Here is a 14,991-nt window from a genome sequence, read left to right on the forward strand (position 1 = left end):
GGTCACAACACATTGAATAATAAGATAAATTTAGTGAAAGACGTGGCATGGGCCAGCCAGAATATGCCGCGCACGCTGCGTCAGGTCGCCGCCCTTCCCGATCTGAGCCATGTCCGACTGGCCTGCTGTATGCATCTGGATATGAAAATGATTCCGCTGGTGCAGGGGATTCTGGAGAAAGGGGCGAAAGTCTTTCTGACCACCTGTAACCCCACCACCGTGCAGGATGAGGTTGTCGCCTGGCTGGTAGAGCGCGGCGCACAGGCCTGCGCCTGGCGCGACATGAGCGATGCCGACTGGCAGCACTCCTGGGAAAAAGCGATCGCCTGGGATCCTACCCACCTGTGCGAAATGGGTGCCGATCTCACCACCCTGCTGCACCAGCGCGGCGAATTTGGCCACATCGTCGCCGGCCTGGAAGCCACCGGCTCCGGCGTCAGCCGCCTGGGCGATATTCGTCCCGGCTACCCTATCTTTAACTGGGACGATCTCCCGGTTAAAGAGGGACTGCATAACCGCCACATGGTGGGCCTCACGGCCTGGCACACCTTCTTCCAGACCACTCACCTGACGCTGCATGAGAAGAAAGTGCTGGTCATTGGCTACGGTCTGGTGGGACAAGGCGTTGCCGCCGCAGCGAAAGCCTTTGGCGGACAGGTGATGGTGGCAGAAATCGATCCCGCCCGTCGCCTGCAGGCAGCCTATGATGGCTGGCATGTTGTGGATTTACAGGATGCCATCGCCTCGGCCGATGTGGTCGCCACGGCAACCGGCGCGAAGAAAGTGGTCAATAGCGCGGCGCTGGATAACGCCAAAGATGGCGTATTCATTCTCAATGTCGGCCACGTTGCGGAAGAGATCGACTGCGGCTATCTGCGTCAGTTCAGCCACGACGAGGTGATGCCGCATATCAATGCGTACCGGGTGGGCGATAAAACCGTCTACCTGATGGCCAACGGCTCAATGCTGAACCTGACCGCAGGATTTGGTGACAGCCTGAACGCCTTTGACGTCACCCTGGCCGTGATGGCCAGCGGGATTCATCATATTGTAACGGACGGTATGAACGCGAAAGCCGATGTCTATCTGCTGCCGCAAAGCGTCTGGCAAAAAGCGCTGTAAATCCGCAAAAACTCAGGGCGACAGCGGTCGCCCTGAGTCCGGCTTAGCGGCTTTCCGGCAGGACAATATGGCTTTCCGCCAGCGTGCCCATGTCGTTAAATACCGTGCATGCCGCCTGCACAAGATGCATCGCCAGCGCGGCGCCGCTGCCCTCTCCCAGCCGCATATCCATATCCAGATAGGGCTTCAACTGCAGATGTTCCAGCGCGATACGCGCCCCTTTTTCCGCCGACAGATGCGAAGGGATCAGATACGGATGCACGCCCGGAGCCAGACGGCAGGCTGCCAGCGCGGAGGCATAGGAGAGGAAACCGTCCAGCACAACCGGCAGTCCGCAGGAGGCGGCGCCCAGCATCACGCCGGTCATCCCCACCAAATCAAATCCGCCCACTTTCGCCAGCACGTCGAGACCATCATCGGCCTGCGGCTGGTTGACCGCAATCGCCCGGCGGACGACATCGGCTTTGTGTCCCAGCTGCGATACCGGCAGGTTAGCGCCAATGCCGACCACATCCTGCGCATCGCTGTCGGTAAGCACGCTGACGACCGCCGCCGCCGGGGTGGTGTTCGCCATCCCCAGTTCGCCAACGCCGAATATGCGTACGCCCTGCGCGGCCAGTTCTCGCGTATAGCGGATGCTGGCCAGCAGCAGCGCCGTCGCCTGTTCCCGGCTCATGGCCGCCGTCCGGGCGATATTACCGCTGCCGCGCGCCACTCGCATATCCACCAGACCAGGGATCGGATCCGCGTCGATACCGGCATCAACCACATGCACCTGCACGCCCGCCTGGGCCGCCAGCACGCAGACGCCGGTATTTTTGCGGGTCATGTTTATCGCCTGAATCGCCGTGACGGCCTGCGGCGAGATAGCCACCCCTTCATGCCAGACGCCGTGATCGGCGCACATCACCACAATCGCTTTTTCCGCCACTTGCAGTTGGCCGTGCAGCCCCGGCATTCCGGCCAGCTGCACTGCCAGCGCCTCCAGCCGTCCCAGACTGCCCGGCGGTTTTAATAAACCATCCAGATGTTGTTGCGCCTGAGCCATCGCCGCGCGGTCCGGCAGCGGAATGTCGGCGATGAAAGCCGAAAGATTGTCCATCATGTTCCTCGTAGCACTTGCAGGTGATTTGCCATTGCCCGTGGTGAACGCCGTCGCGCGTGAAAGCTGGCGTGGCGCGGCGGTTCGCCGCCGGGGGAAGGAGATAAATCCAGAGAGGGGATCATTCCCGACGGCGAGAGCCGCCGCCGGGCAGACGCGATGCGATTACTCTTCGACCTTCTCTTCGGCCTTCGCTTCGCCCATGACTTTCAGCTTTTTGGAAATGTCACGACGTTCTTTGGACAGCTCGGCATTTTTGATGATGTAGTCATCAACACGATCTTCGTAATCGCTTTTCATGCTGGCGATGATGCCCTGAATAGCTTCAACGCTCATGCCCGGTTTGATGTAATCGCTGAGGTTGTCCAGCAGCAGTACGCGCTTCTGGTTATCACGGATCTTTTTCTCAACGTCCTGAATTTCACGCTGCAATTTGTTCTTACGACGATACAGACGAACAAACTCCAGTACGTCCTGGAAAGAAGGCTTAGTTGTTTCCATTTTTACACCCCTAATATTTGAGATTCGGATTCGCTAAAGCGACTGCTATATAGGGCTAACATAACTGTTAGCAGCCGCGGATGACAATGTTTTTTCCTTTATGTTTATCATACCCCTAAATGCTGCTGAATCGAAGCAACCTGTGGGCAAATGGCGTGCATCTGGTTTTTATTTACGCAAAGCCCGGCAGATTAAATTCGACAGCAGTTCAAGCTGGCGCGCCAGTTCTATCGACAGCCAGACGTAGCCGTGGATCGGAGTTTCCGCCAGGCTATCTCCCTGATGTTCTTTCATAAGTTCGCGCAGTTCGGCGACGATCTCATTAAGTTTTTCGGTGTTGGCGCGAATCGGCTGCGGATTACCTTCATACAGCGCATGCGCAATCGTCAGCAGCGTTTGCTGGGTCATCTGCTGGGTTTCGCGCAAGGTGTGGGCGTTGAGCATCACAAAATGACCGGGACGTGAGCTCCAGTATGCATTGATCTGCAGTTCCAGCATGCAGACCAGGTTACGATTCACGGTTTGAATGGCTTCAAAGATAGCTTTCTGGATATGGGTTTCTTTGCTTGCCGGCGTAATCAGCCCGCGCATCTTGACCACGTCGTTAAGCACTTTTTGCAGATGTTTTTCCAGCCGCGGTCTTTCCACCAGATTGGGGGAGAACCCGGCCTGATACAGGCGGTTGAAGGCGGTGACGTAATTTGCCATCTGGATTCGCCAGTGCAGGAACGCCCGCTGCGGCCAGATGCCGGTGAACAGCATAGCCAGCAGGGAGCCAAAGATAACATCGCCGCTTCGCCATAGCGCCGTGTGCATATCCCCGGGCGGCGCGCCGACCACGACCGCCAGCGTAATGCCGATGAGCAGCGCCTGATACGGTTTTTTGCCCAGCGCCAGCCAGCCGCAGAGGAACATCGCCCCCGCGCACCACAGCACCATCACGGGTAGGGAGATAAGCTCAAGCTTTAACGCGACCAGCCCGAGCGCCGAGCCGAGGATAGTGCCGCCAATACGTTCAAAAGCGCGTGGTACCACGTTACCCCAGAATGAAATCGGCCCCATCACCACCACCAGGGTGATCAGAGGCCACGTCCCTTCCGGTACATTCAGCAAACGAACCAGTAAAAAAGTGAGGACAAAGGCCAAAGCAATTCGAATACCATGCACCACGCGATAGTGGCGATACAGACGGATTTCGAAAGGCTTAAGTGATTTATCAGCGCGCACAGACCTCTCCAACAAGCAAACGGCGGCAGGAAGCAAAGGCCAATTGTAACTGCTTTTTCAGCGTAAGCTGTACGCTAATGTAAAAAACCTTGTCCACAGAAGGGGTAAGCGCTTATTTCTCCACCCGTTCGACCGCGACATACATTTCGATATCCCAGTAGCCGTCCTGATTGCCGTCGTTGAGATAGACCTCAAAACAGGGCTTTGCCGCCAGCTGATACTCTTTGCTCTGCACCAGGCTATTGAAGAACGCCAGCCACGGCGTCGAGAAGTCGTGATTTTCCACCCGCGCGCTGGCGAATGCGTACTTTCCCCCCGCAATCTCAGTGATAATGACCCCTTCGCTGTTGGGCGGAACGACAAAATCGTCGGCCACGGTGACCACCGTAGCGCAGCGCAGCTTCTCCGGCGGGACCTGATCGGGATTGTCATAGTAGACGGCCACCCACTCCTGTGCCGGAATCTGACGGCCGCTGACCCACGCCATGAGCTGCTCAAAACCCTGTTTAACGGTCTGATCCCAGGGCCCCACCCTATGAAAACCGGCAATGGTACGTTTGCCGACGGACTTAACGCTGTAGTTCATAGTGCCTCCACCAGTGATAACAACTGTATAAATGTACATATACTGTAGCCAGGTGATGCACATCAGTATGTGCGCTGATTCACAGAGTGGCCAATGCGGGAGGAAGAAAAATGAGGCAAAAAAAACGCCCCGGACGGGGCGTTGCGGTCACAGCGCGTGATGCAGATAATCGCTCATCCGCGAGAACACACCGCCTTTGCCAACGCTTTCCAGCGTCACCAGCGGCCAGTGGGCGACCACTTTGTCGCCATCATAGAGTGAGATTTCCCCGACCCGTTGATTCGCGGCAATCGGCGCTTCGAGATCTTTTTTATCCAGCACGTATTTGGCTTTAATACGCGACACTTCCGACTTCGGCAGCGCCAGCCAGAAATCCTGATCGGTGCCCAGCTGGATTTGCTCTTTATCTCCGTACCAGATCCGCTCGCTACCGACCTTCTTGCCCTTTTGCAGCACCTGAACGGTATCGAAATTTTGCTGGCCCCAGTGCAGCAGTTTAGCCGCCTGCTGCTCGCGCCCTTTCGGGCTGTCGGCGCCCATCACTACGGCTATCAGGCGCCGCTGGCCATCCACCGCGGAGGCAATCAGGTTAAAGCCGGCGCCGGAGGTATGCCCGGTCTTTAACCCATCGACATTCATGGTCTTATCCCACAGCAGACCGTTGCGGTTTTGCTGGGTAATCCCGTTCCACGTCAGGCTTTTTTGGCTGTACATGTGGTAAACGTCCGGCTCGCCGTGAATGATCGCCCGCGACAGTACCGCAAGATCATACGCCGAGCTGTGCTGACCCGGCGCATCCAGGCCATGCACGGTTTCAAAGTGAGTATCCTGCAGATGCAGTTTTTTTACGTACTCATTCATCATGGCCACGAACTGCGGCTGGCCGCCAGCGACATAATCGGCCAGCGCCACGCAGGCATCATTACCGGAGTCGACGATCAGGCCGCGGCTTAAATCACGAACGCTGACCCGATCGCCAGCCTTAAGGAACATCAGCGACGAGCCGTCGAAAACAGGGTTGCCTTTGGCCCAGGCGTCGCGGCCGACGGTCACAACATCATCAAAGGAGATGCGATGGCTGTCGATGGCGCGATCGACGACATATCCGGTCATGAGTTTGGTCAGGCTGGCAGGATTGCGCTGCTGGTGTTCATTACCCGCAGTCAGTATCTGGCCGGTCGTGTAATCCATCAGTACCCAGGATCCCGCCTGAATGGACGGTGGCGGCACGGTGACGGGCAAATCATTGGCAGCAAATGCGCAAGAAACGCTCGAAGCGAGCAAAGTGACAGCAATAAAAAAACGGCCTTTCAACGGCATATCCTCTAAATTGACAGATTCGCCGTCCTTTTTACGGAAGTTCTCCTTTCAAATCAGGGATTAATTGCAAGAAAATATGACACGACGGAGGCATCGCTCGGCCAACGCCCTTCTGATGCCCAGGTAAATCGTTTACCATAACGGGTGCCAGCCACCATGGAAAATGAACAGATTATGCAAGATAGCGCCAACCAGCCCGGATTTTTATTCCACGATTATGAGACCTTCGGTACCCACCCCGCGCTCGATCGTCCGTCCCAGTTCGCCGCCATTCGCACCGACGCCGGGCTGAATATCATCGGCGAACCGGAGGTTTTCTACTGCAAACTGGCCGACGACTATCTGCCGCAGCCGCAGGCGGTGATGGTAACCGGGATCACCCCGCAGGAGGCGAACGCCAAAGGCGATAACGAAGCCGCCTTTGCCCGCCGGATTCACGATCTGTTCACGGTGCCGAAAACCTGCATCGTCGGCTACAACAATGTGCGCTTCGATGATGAAGTCAGCCGGAATATTTTTTATCGTAACTTTTACGATCCCTACGCCTGGAGCTGGCAGCACGACAACTCTCGCTGGGATCTGCTGGATGTGATGCGCGCCTGCTATGCGCTGCGCCCGGAAGGGATCAACTGGCCGGAGAACGAGGACGGCCTGCCGAGCTTTCGCCTTGAGCATCTGACCGTCGCCAACGGCATTGAACACAGCAATGCCCACGACGCGATGGCCGACGTTTACGCCACCATCGCCATGGCGCAACTGGTCAAAGCCCGGCAACCGCGTCTGTTTGACTATCTCTACAGCCATCGCAATAAGCGCAAGCTGGCGACGCTGATCGACGTTCCGCAAATGAAGCCGCTGGTCCATGTTTCCGGCATGTTCGGCGCGGCGCGCGGCAACACCAGCCTGGTGGCACCGCTGGCCTGGCATCCGGATAACCGCAATGCGGTGATCATGGTCGATCTGGCCGGCGATATGACGCCACTGCTGGAACTGGATGCCGATACCCTGCGCGAGCGGCTATACACGCCAAAGGCCGATCTGGGGGAGCTGGCGGCGGTGCCGGTTAAGCTGGTTCATCTCAATAAATGCCCGGTGCTGGCCCAGGATAATACGCTGCGCCCGCAGGATGCCGACCGGTTGGGGATTCAGCGCCAGCGCTGCCTGGATAACCTGCAGCTGCTGCGCAGCCATCCGCAGGTGCGGGAAAAAGCGGTGGCTATTTTCGCCGAGGCAGAGCCGTTTGTTCCCTCCGACAACGTCGATACTCAGCTCTATAACGGCTTCTTCAGCGATGCCGATCGCGCGGCGATGAAAATCGTGCTGGAAACCGAGCCGCGCAACCTGCCGGCGCTGGATATTACCTTTGCCGACAAGCGGATAGAGCGTCTGCTGTTCAACTACCGCGCCCGCAACTTCCCCGGCAGCCTTGACGAGGCCGAGCAGCAGCGCTGGTTAGAGCATCGTCGCGAGATATTTACACCGGCGTTTTTGCAGGCCTATGCCGATGAGTTGCAGATGCTGTATCAGCAGTACGCGGACGATAAAGAGAAGCTGGCGCAGTTGAAGGCGCTGTGGCAGTACGCGCAGGAAATTGTTTAACCTGCGGCAATTCCCGGGTCGCGGCTGACGCCTTACCCGGGCTACAAACGATGACAGGGCTCGTAGCCCGGGTAAGACGCCACGCGTCGCAACCCGGGAACGTTTCTTTAGCTTTTAGCGCGGCTGGCGATAATCGCTTCCGCTACGTTGCGCGGGGCTTCCGCGTAGTGATGGAACTCCATACTGTAGGTCGCTCGTCCCTGCGACATTGAGCGCAGCGTGGTGGAATAGCCAAACATTTCAGCCAGCGGAACATCGGCGCGGATAATCTGGCTACCGAAGCGCTCTTCCATCCCCTGCACCATGCCACGCCGCGAAGAGAGATCGCCCATAATATTCCCGGCATACTCTTCCGGGGTTTCCACCTCCACATGCATCACCGGTTCGAGAATCACCGGATCGGCTCTGCGCGCCCCCTCCTTGAAGCCGAAAATCGCCGCCATGCGGAAGGCCATTTCCGATGAGTCGACATCATGATACGAACCAAATGTCAGGGTCGCTTTGACATCGACAACCGGATAACCCGCCAGCACGCCGGTACCCATCGCTTCACGCAAGCCTTTCTCCACCGAAGGAATGTACTCGCGCGGCACCACCCCGCCTTTGGTTGCGTCCTCAAACACAAAGCCGCTCCCCGGCGCCAGCGGTTCGAGGGTCAGCACAACATGGCCATACTGCCCCTTCCCGCCGGACTGACGGACAAATTTCCCCTCCACCTCTTTCACCGTTTTGCGCAGTGTCTCGCGGTAGGTGACCTGTGGTCGACCGATATTGGCCTCCACGCCGAACTCGCGCTTCATGCGATCGACGATAATTTCCAGGTGCAGTTCGCCCATTCCGGAGATAATCGTCTGCCCGGACTCCTCATCAGTATGCAGACGGAACGACGGGTCCTCAGAGGCCAGGCGCTGTAGCGCAATCCCCATTTTCTCCTGATCCGCTTTGGTTTTCGGCTCAATCGCCAGCGAGATCACCGGTTCCGGGAACTCCATCCGTTCGAGGGTAATCACCGCGTCCGGATCGCATAGCGTGTCGCCGGTGGTGACATCTTTCAACCCGACACAGGCGGCAATATCCCCGGCATGCAGCTCATCCACCTCGTGGCGATCGTTGGCATGCATCAGCACAATACGCCCGATACGTTCTTTTTTCCCTTTGACCGGATTGTAGACCGCGTCGCCTTTTTTCAGGGTGCCGGAATAGACGCGAATAAAGGTCAACTGGCCAACGTACGGGTCAGTCATCAGTTTAAACGCCAACGCCGAGAACGGTTCGTCGTCGCCAGGATGGCGCTCCGCCGGCTGCCCTTTCTCATCAACACCCTGAATCGCCGGAATATCCAGCGGCGACGGCATCAGTTCGATCACCGTATCCAGCATCCGCTGCACGCCTTTATTTTTAAAGGCGCTGCCGCACAGCACCGGCTGAATTTCGCCGCTGACGGTACGTTTACGCAGCCCGGCCACGATATCGGCCTCGCTCAGCTCGCCGCTCTCAAGATATTTATCCATCAGCTCATCGGTAGCTTCCGCCGCGGCGGAGACCATTTTTTCTCGCCACTGCCGGGCGGTTTCCCGCAGTTCGTCCGGCACCGGCGCATAGCTGAAGGTCATCCCCTGGGTCACGTCATCCCATAAAATGGCGCGCATTTTGATGAGATCGACCACGCCGGTGAAATGCTCCTCGGCGCCAACAGGGATAACGATCGGTACCGGATTCGCCTTCAGGCGATCAATCATCATCTGCACGACGCGGAAGAAATCGGCGCCGGGGCGGTCCATTTTATTGACGAAGGCCAGCCGCGGAACGTTATATTTATTCGCCTGTCGCCACACGGTTTCCGATTGCGGCTGCACGCCGCCGACGGAGTCATAGACCATCACCGCGCCATCCAGCACGCGCATTGAGCGCTCCACCTCAATGGTGAAATCCACGTGGCCCGGGGTGTCGATAATATTGATGCGATGTGGCTCGAAACTACGGTCCATACCGGGCCAGAAGCAGCTCACCGCAGCGGAAGTAATGGTAATTCCGCGCTCTTGCTCCTGCGCCATCCAGTCAGTGGTTGCCGCGCCATCGTGTACTTCCCCCAGCTTGTGGCTCATTCCGGTGTAAAACAGAATGCGCTCGGTGGTGGTGGTTTTACCGGCATCGATATGCGCGGAGATACCGATGTTGCGATAACGTTCGAGAGGGATGGGTCGGGGCATGATACGTCCTTAGTCATTTTGACTGTCAGTAAGCGGCCAGAGTGTGCCGCAGCGTGGTTAACTGCCGCTATCATAGTACAACTGTACGAGTATATTCGAACTATTTTACTATCACTGCCATTGGTGAAACGACGGCTGGCACGCGTAGCGTTAGACCTTCAGTTTGGATATATTACCCGGCAGCCGCCGATACGGGCTGCGACTCCCGGGAGTCGCACAACCGCCGACACAGGAATATTATGATCGCCAATCACCCCGAACGTGAACACATTCGCCTGGAAAATGTGCTTTTTGCCCTTGGTAACCCGATGCGCCTCGAGATCGTTCGCATCCTGGCCGATGGCAGCGAGCAGAGCTGCAACGCGCTGCGCCATGAGGATGTCGCTAAGTCGACGATGACCCACCACTGGCGCGTCCTGCGCGATAGCGGCGTCATCTGGCAGCGCCCTCAGGGGCGGGAGAATATGATTTCTCTGCGCCGGGAGGATCTCGACGCGCGCTTTCCCGGACTGCTGGATGCGCTTCTGAAGGTGATGTAGGAAGGGGTTATTCGGGCTGTCGCGCGGCCAGATCGCGGACTCCCAAGGACAAAAACAAAAAGCCGGAGGTTTCCCTCCGGCTTTTTTCATCACTACGGGCGAGGATTACGCCACGTCTTCGTACTGCGGTACCGGGTTGCGGAAGCTTTTGGTCACGCAGGCCAGGTACACCAGACCAATACCGCCCCAGATCAGACCCAGAATCATAGAGCTCTCTTCCAGGTTAATCCACAGCGCGCCTACGGTCAGGGCGCCGCACACCGGCAGGATCAGGTAGTTAAAGTGGTCTTTCAGCGTCTTGTTACGCTTTTCACGGATCCAGAACTGGGAGATGACCGACAGGTTAACGAAGGTAAATGCCACCAGCGCGCCGAAGTTAATCAGCGCCGTCGCCGTCACCAGGTCGAATTTAATCGCCAGCAGCGCAATCGCGCCAACCAGCAGCACGTTCCACGCCGGAGTACGCCATTTCGGGTGTACGTAGCCGAAGAAACGGGTCGGGAACACGCCATCGCGGCCCATGACGTACATCAGGCGAGAAACGCCCGCATGCGCGGCCATACCGGAGGCCAGCACGGTCACGCTGGAGAAAATCAGCACGCCCCACTGGAAGGTTTTACCCGCAACGTACAGCATAATTTCCGGCTGCGATGCGTCCGGATCTTTAAAGCGCGAGATATCCGGGAAATAGAGCTGCAGGAAGTAAGAGGCACCGATGAAGATCAGGCCGCCAATCAGCGCAGTCAGGAAAATAGCCTTCGGAATCACGCGCTCAGCGTCTTTGGTCTCTTCAGACAGCGAAGAGATGCCATCGAAGCCCAGGAACGAGAAGCACAGGATGGTCGCACCGGTAATCATCGGCACCACGTGCGCCCCTTCAGACCAGAACGGACGAGTGCTGGTCAGTGTGCCTGCGCCTTCGCCGTGCATCACGCCGTAGATAATCAGGCCGACAATCACCGCCACGATACCCATCTGCAGGATAACGATCAGGGTGTTGAAGTTCGCCACGGTCTTGATGCTGCGCAGGTTAGAGATGGTCATAAAGGCCACCAGCGCGACAACGAAGATCCACGAAGGAACAGAAGGCACCAGCGCTTCAAAGTAAATTTTCGCCAGCAGAATGTTGATCATCGGCATGAACAAGTAGTCCAGCAGCGACGACCATCCCACCATAAAGCCCACCGCCGGGCTGATAGATTTCTGGGCGTAGGTGTAAGCGGAACCCGCTGACGGGAAACGACGAACCAGTTTACCGTAGCTCAGTGCCGTAAAGAGAATCGCGACCAGGGCGAAGGCGTAAGCCGTCGCGACGTGGCCGTCGGTCAAACCAGAGACGATACCAAACGTATCGAACAGCGTCATCGGCTGCATATAGGCCAGGCCCATCATTACAACCGGAATCAACGTAAGCGTTTTACGTAATTCCACGCGAGAGGTTTTTGGAGTAGCGTTATGCGACATAGTTATCCCCTTTTACGGCGAAGGCCAGCGCGTAAGCAAAAAATTGCCCCATTTTTTCTATTCCTCAGCGACAACGACTGTCGGTTTTTAGTAAATATCTATCCGGTACGAAGCCCGGCCTCTTGGTATTGAATGATGTGTCTTGAAAACAAAAAAATAACCGACTCTTCAAAAAAGAGTCGGTCAATTTCCATTTTTTCAGGCCGCGTATTTTGCAACACTTACTGGCCAGATGACAAGATGTTGAGACGGCAAATCAACGCCATGCTTATCTAACAGATTAATATTCATACGATTTTAATATCATAGATCGTATGGATAGCATTATTTGCTAAAATTTCGCTACGCCACCACGCGCAAGAGAGCCCAGCGGCGTCTTCATTCCAGCCAAGCCATGCCCGATGCGCCGGTAACGGCGAGGAAACCTCTTTTTCTATCAGCTCGCCGCTCTCCAGCTGAGCCTGTACCAGATACCTTGGCACATACCCCCATCCCAGCCCCGCGCTAATCAACATCAGCTGGCCGGCAAAATCGTACGTCACAAGGCTTTCCTGATCGTCAACCGGCGGCCATTGCTCCCCGCAGACGATGGCCCGATAGTGTTTCATCGCCCGCCAGCTTAGCGGTGCCGCCATTTTTGCCAGCGGATGCTGCGGCGCGATAACAAAGATGTGCGCCAGCTCGCCCAGCGGGCTAAACCCATAGCCGACGAGCGCCGGCGGGTCGCCTGATACCCCCACAATGAGATCCGCCCGTCCTTCCACCAGCGCACTCCAGCCGCTGGACGGTGCCTCGCGGACAAAACGCAGCCGGGCGGCGGTATGCTGCTGATAGAACCGGCTCACCAGAGGCGCCAGTAAAAAAAAGGGGAACGTGCTATCCACCGCCAGCACCAGCGCATTTTCCCAGCCCTGATGCAGTTTAATCGCCTGTTTTTCCAGCTCGCGGACGGTATGCAGAACTTCACGCCCCTTTTCCAGCAGCATCTGTCCGGTGGGGGTAAAGCGCGCCCGATGACCGCTGCGATCAAGCAGCTGAATATTGAGATCGCTTTCCAGTTTATGAATGGTGTAGCTCAGCGCAGAAGGCGTTTTGTACAGCTTTGCCGACGCGGCGGCAAAGCTCCCCCTCTTTTTCCAGCGCATCCAGAATGACGAGGACATCCAGCAGTGGTTTCATCGCCGCCCCCTTAGGTTCGCGATTTCCCGCTGGCGGATTACTCCATCGGCATCACCAGCGGATCGGGGTACTGATAATCAAACCCCAGTTCATAGCAGATACGGTTACCATCAATCAGTTTTCCGCTGTCGCCGTTTGGGCTGTCGGCAAACACCGGCGCCGGCAACCCAAGTTCACGGGCCATTTGCGGGTAGAACACGCCGCGCGCCGGATGTTTGGGCGCACATATATTATAGATGTGTCCGCCCTTCGGAGCCTGCAGCAGCAGCTCGATAGCCGAAATGACATCCTGCAGGTGTACAAGGTTTACGCCGTGCTGACCGTCCGGCGCAGACTTCCCGGCAAAGAAACGCCCGGGATGACGAGAGGGCCCCACCAGCCCGGCCAGACGCAAAATATCCACCGAGGTGCCCGGAAGGTTATGCAGCCAGTCCTCCAGCTCTTTTAGCACCCTACCGCTGGCGGTTTGCGGATCGCGCGGTGAATTTTCTTTTAACATCCCGCTGGCATTGCCGTATACGGAAGTGGAACTGGTAAAGACGATCCGCGGGATATGGTAGGCCAACGCCGTATCGACGAGCTCCTGTACCGCCTGCAGATAAAAATCTTCCCCCGGCCCGCTGCGACGAGCCGGCAGCGTAATCACCAGCGCATCCACATTCATCAATGCATCCAGATCTTCGGCATCGCAGACCAGCTGCGGCTCCAGGCGTAACGGATAGCTTTCGATACCGCACATCCTCGCCGCCTCCACGCCGTCCTGGGTGGTTTTGCTGCCGGTAACCTGCCATCCCCGCGCGCTCAATGACAAAGCGAGCGGCATGCCCAGCCATCCTAAACCGACAATTGCGACCTTTTTCATACCTGGCTCCTGACTCTTTCGCTGTGCTGACTTAAGGCTACGCCAGCCAGCGGCAACTGACAATTTCTTCAGTGAAGATGAAATGAATTAATGATGGTAAAAAGCCCTTGCTTTCTGCGCTTGAAGTGGTTTAGGTTAAAAGGCATCAAATGCATAGTCATTCAAAGAGAATTTTATGAACCGCGTTCAATTTAAACATCACCATCATCACCATCATCCTGACTAGTCTTTCAGGCGATGTGTGCTGGAAGACGTTTAGATCTTCCAGAGGTGCATGAGCGCGAATAGAGCCCCCGGAAGATTTACTTCCGGGGGCTTTTTTTTGAACCAAATTCGGACAGATTCAGACAGGTATTAAGAGGAAAACAAGAATGTTAGACAACAGCCGTTTACGCATAGCTATTCAAAAATCAGGCCGCCTGAGCGAAGATTCACGCGAATTACTGGGCCGTTGCGGCATTAAAGTGAATTTGCACACCCAGCGTCTGATTGCGCTGGCGGAAAATATGCCCATCGACATTCTGCGTGTCCGCGATGACGATATCCCGGGCCTGATTATGGACGGCGTAGTGGATCTGGGCATCATCGGCGAGAACGTGCTGGAAGAAGAGCTGCTGAGCCGCCGCGCTCAGGGGGAAGACCCGCGCTATTTTACTCTGCGTCGTCTTGATTTTGGCGGCTGCCGCCTGTCGCTGGCCACTCCGGCGGATGAGGCCTGGGACGGTCCATCGTCGCTGGACGGCAAACGTATTGCCACCTCCTACCCGCACCTGCTGAAGCGCTACCTCGATCAGAAAGGTATCTCCTTTAAATCCTGTCTGCTGAACGGTTCCGTTGAAGTCGCCCCGCGCGCTGGCCTGGCCGACGCGATTTGCGACCTGGTCTCCACCGGCGCCACCCTGGAAGCTAACGGTCTGCGCGAAGTGGAAGTGATGTTCCGCTCTAAAGCCTGCCTGATCCAGCGCGATGGCGAAATGGCCGATGCCAAACAGCAGCTAATCGACCGCCTGCTGACCCGTATTCAGGGGGTGATTCAGGCGCGCGAATCCAAATACATCATGATGCACGCCCCGACCGAACGTCTGGAAGAAGTGGTGGCCCTGCTGCCTGGCGCTGAACGCCCGACCATTCTGCCGCTGGCCGGTGACAAACAGCGCGTTGCCATGCACATGGTCAGCAGCGAAACCTTGTTCTGGGAAACCATGGAAAAACTGAAAGCGCTGGGCGCCAGCTCCATTCTGGTACTGCCCATCGAGAAAATGATGGAGTAATCCACGGGG

Annotated in this window: 15 protein-coding genes, 1 pseudogene and 1 other annotated feature; of the genes and pseudogenes, 6 read left to right on the top strand and 10 right to left on the bottom strand. The window is 56.9% G+C overall.

All coding sequences use genetic code 11. From position 1 onward, the window contains the following. The first annotated feature begins 12 nt into the window (after nucleotides 1–12). Complete coding sequence (locus FNY10_RS12930; RefSeq protein WP_160702712.1) at nucleotides 13–1,122, top strand: adenosylhomocysteinase; 1,110 nt, start codon at nucleotides 13–15, stop codon at nucleotides 1,120–1,122. 43 nt (nucleotides 1,123–1,165) lie between these two features. Here the strand turns inward: FNY10_RS12930 and cobT are convergent, their stop codons facing one another. The 5 genes from cobT to dacD all read right to left on the bottom strand — a co-directional run bounded on the left by cobT (nucleotide 1,166) and on the right by dacD (nucleotide 5,822). Beyond that, nucleotides 1,166–2,224 (bottom strand): nicotinate-nucleotide--dimethylbenzimidazole phosphoribosyltransferase, encoded by a 1,059-nt coding sequence (cobT, locus tag FNY10_RS12935; RefSeq protein ID WP_142255860.1) that lies wholly within the window; start codon nucleotides 2,222–2,224, stop codon nucleotides 1,166–1,168. 165 nt (nucleotides 2,225–2,389) lie between these two features. Beyond that, nucleotides 2,390–2,725 carry a DUF496 family protein gene (locus FNY10_RS12940; protein ID WP_100684181.1) on the bottom strand — a complete coding sequence of 112 codons (336 nt, stop codon included), beginning with the start codon at nucleotides 2,723–2,725 and terminating at the stop codon, nucleotides 2,390–2,392. Between the two features lie 168 nt (nucleotides 2,726–2,893). After that, nucleotides 2,894–3,952 carry an FUSC family protein gene (locus FNY10_RS12945; RefSeq protein ID WP_100684182.1) on the bottom strand — a complete coding sequence of 353 codons (1,059 nt, stop codon included), beginning with the start codon at nucleotides 3,950–3,952 and terminating at the stop codon, nucleotides 2,894–2,896. Between the two features lie 112 nt (nucleotides 3,953–4,064). Continuing rightward, complete coding sequence (gene sbmC, locus FNY10_RS12950; protein WP_160702714.1) at nucleotides 4,065–4,538, bottom strand: DNA gyrase inhibitor SbmC; 474 nt, start codon at nucleotides 4,536–4,538, stop codon at nucleotides 4,065–4,067. A gap of 147 nt (nucleotides 4,539–4,685) precedes the next feature. Further along, the gene (dacD, locus tag FNY10_RS12955; RefSeq protein ID WP_227699433.1) at nucleotides 4,686–5,822 is read right to left on the bottom strand and encodes a serine-type D-Ala-D-Ala carboxypeptidase DacD; all 1,137 of its coding nucleotides are present in this window, start codon (nucleotides 5,820–5,822) and stop codon (nucleotides 4,686–4,688) included. Between dacD and FNY10_RS26985 the strand changes: the two genes are divergently transcribed. Together FNY10_RS26985 and sbcB are read left to right on the top strand one after the other, a co-directional pair. Beyond that, nucleotides 5,752–5,922, top strand: coding sequence for a hypothetical protein (locus FNY10_RS26985; protein ID WP_224742592.1), 171 nt, complete (start codon nucleotides 5,752–5,754; stop codon nucleotides 5,920–5,922). The genes dacD and FNY10_RS26985 overlap by 71 nt on opposite strands. Nucleotides 5,923–6,032: 110 nt before the next feature. Continuing rightward, on the top strand, nucleotides 6,033–7,457 hold the full coding sequence (gene sbcB / locus FNY10_RS12960) for an exodeoxyribonuclease I (RefSeq protein ID WP_160703295.1): 1,425 nt from the start codon (nucleotides 6,033–6,035) through the stop codon (nucleotides 7,455–7,457). Between the two features lie 107 nt (nucleotides 7,458–7,564). Here sbcB and fusA read toward each other — a convergent pair whose 3' ends face one another. Then, nucleotides 7,565–9,667 carry an elongation factor G gene (gene fusA, locus FNY10_RS12965; RefSeq protein ID WP_160702718.1) on the bottom strand — a complete coding sequence of 701 codons (2,103 nt, stop codon included), beginning with the start codon at nucleotides 9,665–9,667 and terminating at the stop codon, nucleotides 7,565–7,567. Between the two features lie 239 nt (nucleotides 9,668–9,906). Between fusA and FNY10_RS12970 the strand changes: the two genes are divergently transcribed. Then, nucleotides 9,907–10,206 carry an ArsR/SmtB family transcription factor gene (locus FNY10_RS12970; protein ID WP_100685859.1) on the top strand — a complete coding sequence of 100 codons (300 nt, stop codon included), beginning with the start codon at nucleotides 9,907–9,909 and terminating at the stop codon, nucleotides 10,204–10,206. Nucleotides 10,207–10,311: 105 nt separating this feature from the next. Here FNY10_RS12970 and FNY10_RS12975 read toward each other — a convergent pair whose 3' ends face one another. The 4 genes and pseudogenes from FNY10_RS12975 to FNY10_RS12990 form a co-directional block, all read right to left on the bottom strand. Beyond that, nucleotides 10,312–11,670, bottom strand: a complete 1,359-nt coding sequence (locus tag FNY10_RS12975) for an APC family permease (protein WP_165785421.1) — start codon at nucleotides 11,668–11,670, stop codon at nucleotides 10,312–10,314. Further along, nucleotides 11,660–11,722 carry a membrane protein YoeI gene (gene yoeI / locus FNY10_RS27355; protein ID WP_098949253.1) on the bottom strand — a complete coding sequence of 21 codons (63 nt, stop codon included), beginning with the start codon at nucleotides 11,720–11,722 and terminating at the stop codon, nucleotides 11,660–11,662. The genes FNY10_RS12975 and yoeI overlap by 11 nt, the downstream gene beginning before the upstream one ends. Nucleotides 11,723–11,957: 235 nt before the next feature. Continuing rightward, nucleotides 11,958–12,849 (bottom strand): annotated as a pseudogene (locus FNY10_RS12985) (LysR family transcriptional regulator). 37 nt (nucleotides 12,850–12,886) lie between these two features. Then, nucleotides 12,887–13,711 (bottom strand): SDR family oxidoreductase, encoded by an 825-nt coding sequence (locus FNY10_RS12990; RefSeq protein WP_100685862.1) that lies wholly within the window; start codon nucleotides 13,709–13,711, stop codon nucleotides 12,887–12,889. Nucleotides 13,712–13,886: 175 nt separating this feature from the next. Here FNY10_RS12990 and hisL point away from each other — a divergent pair, with 175 nt between their 5' ends. Beyond that, the gene (hisL, locus tag FNY10_RS12995) at nucleotides 13,887–13,937 is read left to right on the top strand and encodes a his operon leader peptide (protein WP_004899375.1); all 51 of its coding nucleotides are present in this window, start codon (nucleotides 13,887–13,889) and stop codon (nucleotides 13,935–13,937) included. Beyond that, nucleotides 13,913–14,035 (top strand) — a sequence feature (His leader region). (Overlaps the previous gene by 25 nt.) A gap of 47 nt (nucleotides 14,036–14,082) precedes the next feature. Next, nucleotides 14,083–14,982, top strand: coding sequence for an ATP phosphoribosyltransferase (hisG, locus tag FNY10_RS13000; RefSeq protein WP_100685863.1), 900 nt, complete (start codon nucleotides 14,083–14,085; stop codon nucleotides 14,980–14,982). The last annotated feature ends 9 nt before the right edge of the window (nucleotides 14,983–14,991 follow it).

This window comes from Klebsiella sp. Lac1 (genome assembly GCF_009825425.1).
Lineage (GTDB): Bacteria > Pseudomonadota > Gammaproteobacteria > Enterobacterales > Enterobacteriaceae > Klebsiella > Klebsiella electrica.

Coding starts and splice junctions, on each gene's coding strand:
- FNY10_RS12970 (WP_100685859.1), top strand. CDS start 9,907: ATGATCGCCAATCACCCCGAACGTGAACACATTCGCCTGGAAAATGTG.
- cobT (WP_142255860.1), bottom strand. CDS start 2,224: ATGGACAATCTTTCGGCTTTCATCGCCGACATTCCGCTGCCGGACCGC.
- FNY10_RS12975 (WP_165785421.1), bottom strand. CDS start 11,670: ATGTCGCATAACGCTACTCCAAAAACCTCTCGCGTGGAATTACGTAAA.
- FNY10_RS12940 (WP_100684181.1), bottom strand. CDS start 2,725: ATGGAAACAACTAAGCCTTCTTTCCAGGACGTACTGGAGTTTGTTCGT.
- sbmC (WP_160702714.1), bottom strand. CDS start 4,538: ATGAACTACAGCGTTAAGTCCGTCGGCAAACGTACCATTGCCGGTTTT.
- fusA (WP_160702718.1), bottom strand. CDS start 9,667: ATGCCCCGACCCATCCCTCTCGAACGTTATCGCAACATCGGTATCTCC.
- FNY10_RS26985 (WP_224742592.1), top strand. CDS start 5,752: ATGGACGGTGGCGGCACGGTGACGGGCAAATCATTGGCAGCAAATGCG.
- FNY10_RS12990 (WP_100685862.1), bottom strand. CDS start 13,711: ATGAAAAAGGTCGCAATTGTCGGTTTAGGATGGCTGGGCATGCCGCTC.
- hisG (WP_100685863.1), top strand. CDS start 14,083: ATGTTAGACAACAGCCGTTTACGCATAGCTATTCAAAAATCAGGCCGC.
- sbcB (WP_160703295.1), top strand. CDS start 6,033: ATGCAAGATAGCGCCAACCAGCCCGGATTTTTATTCCACGATTATGAG.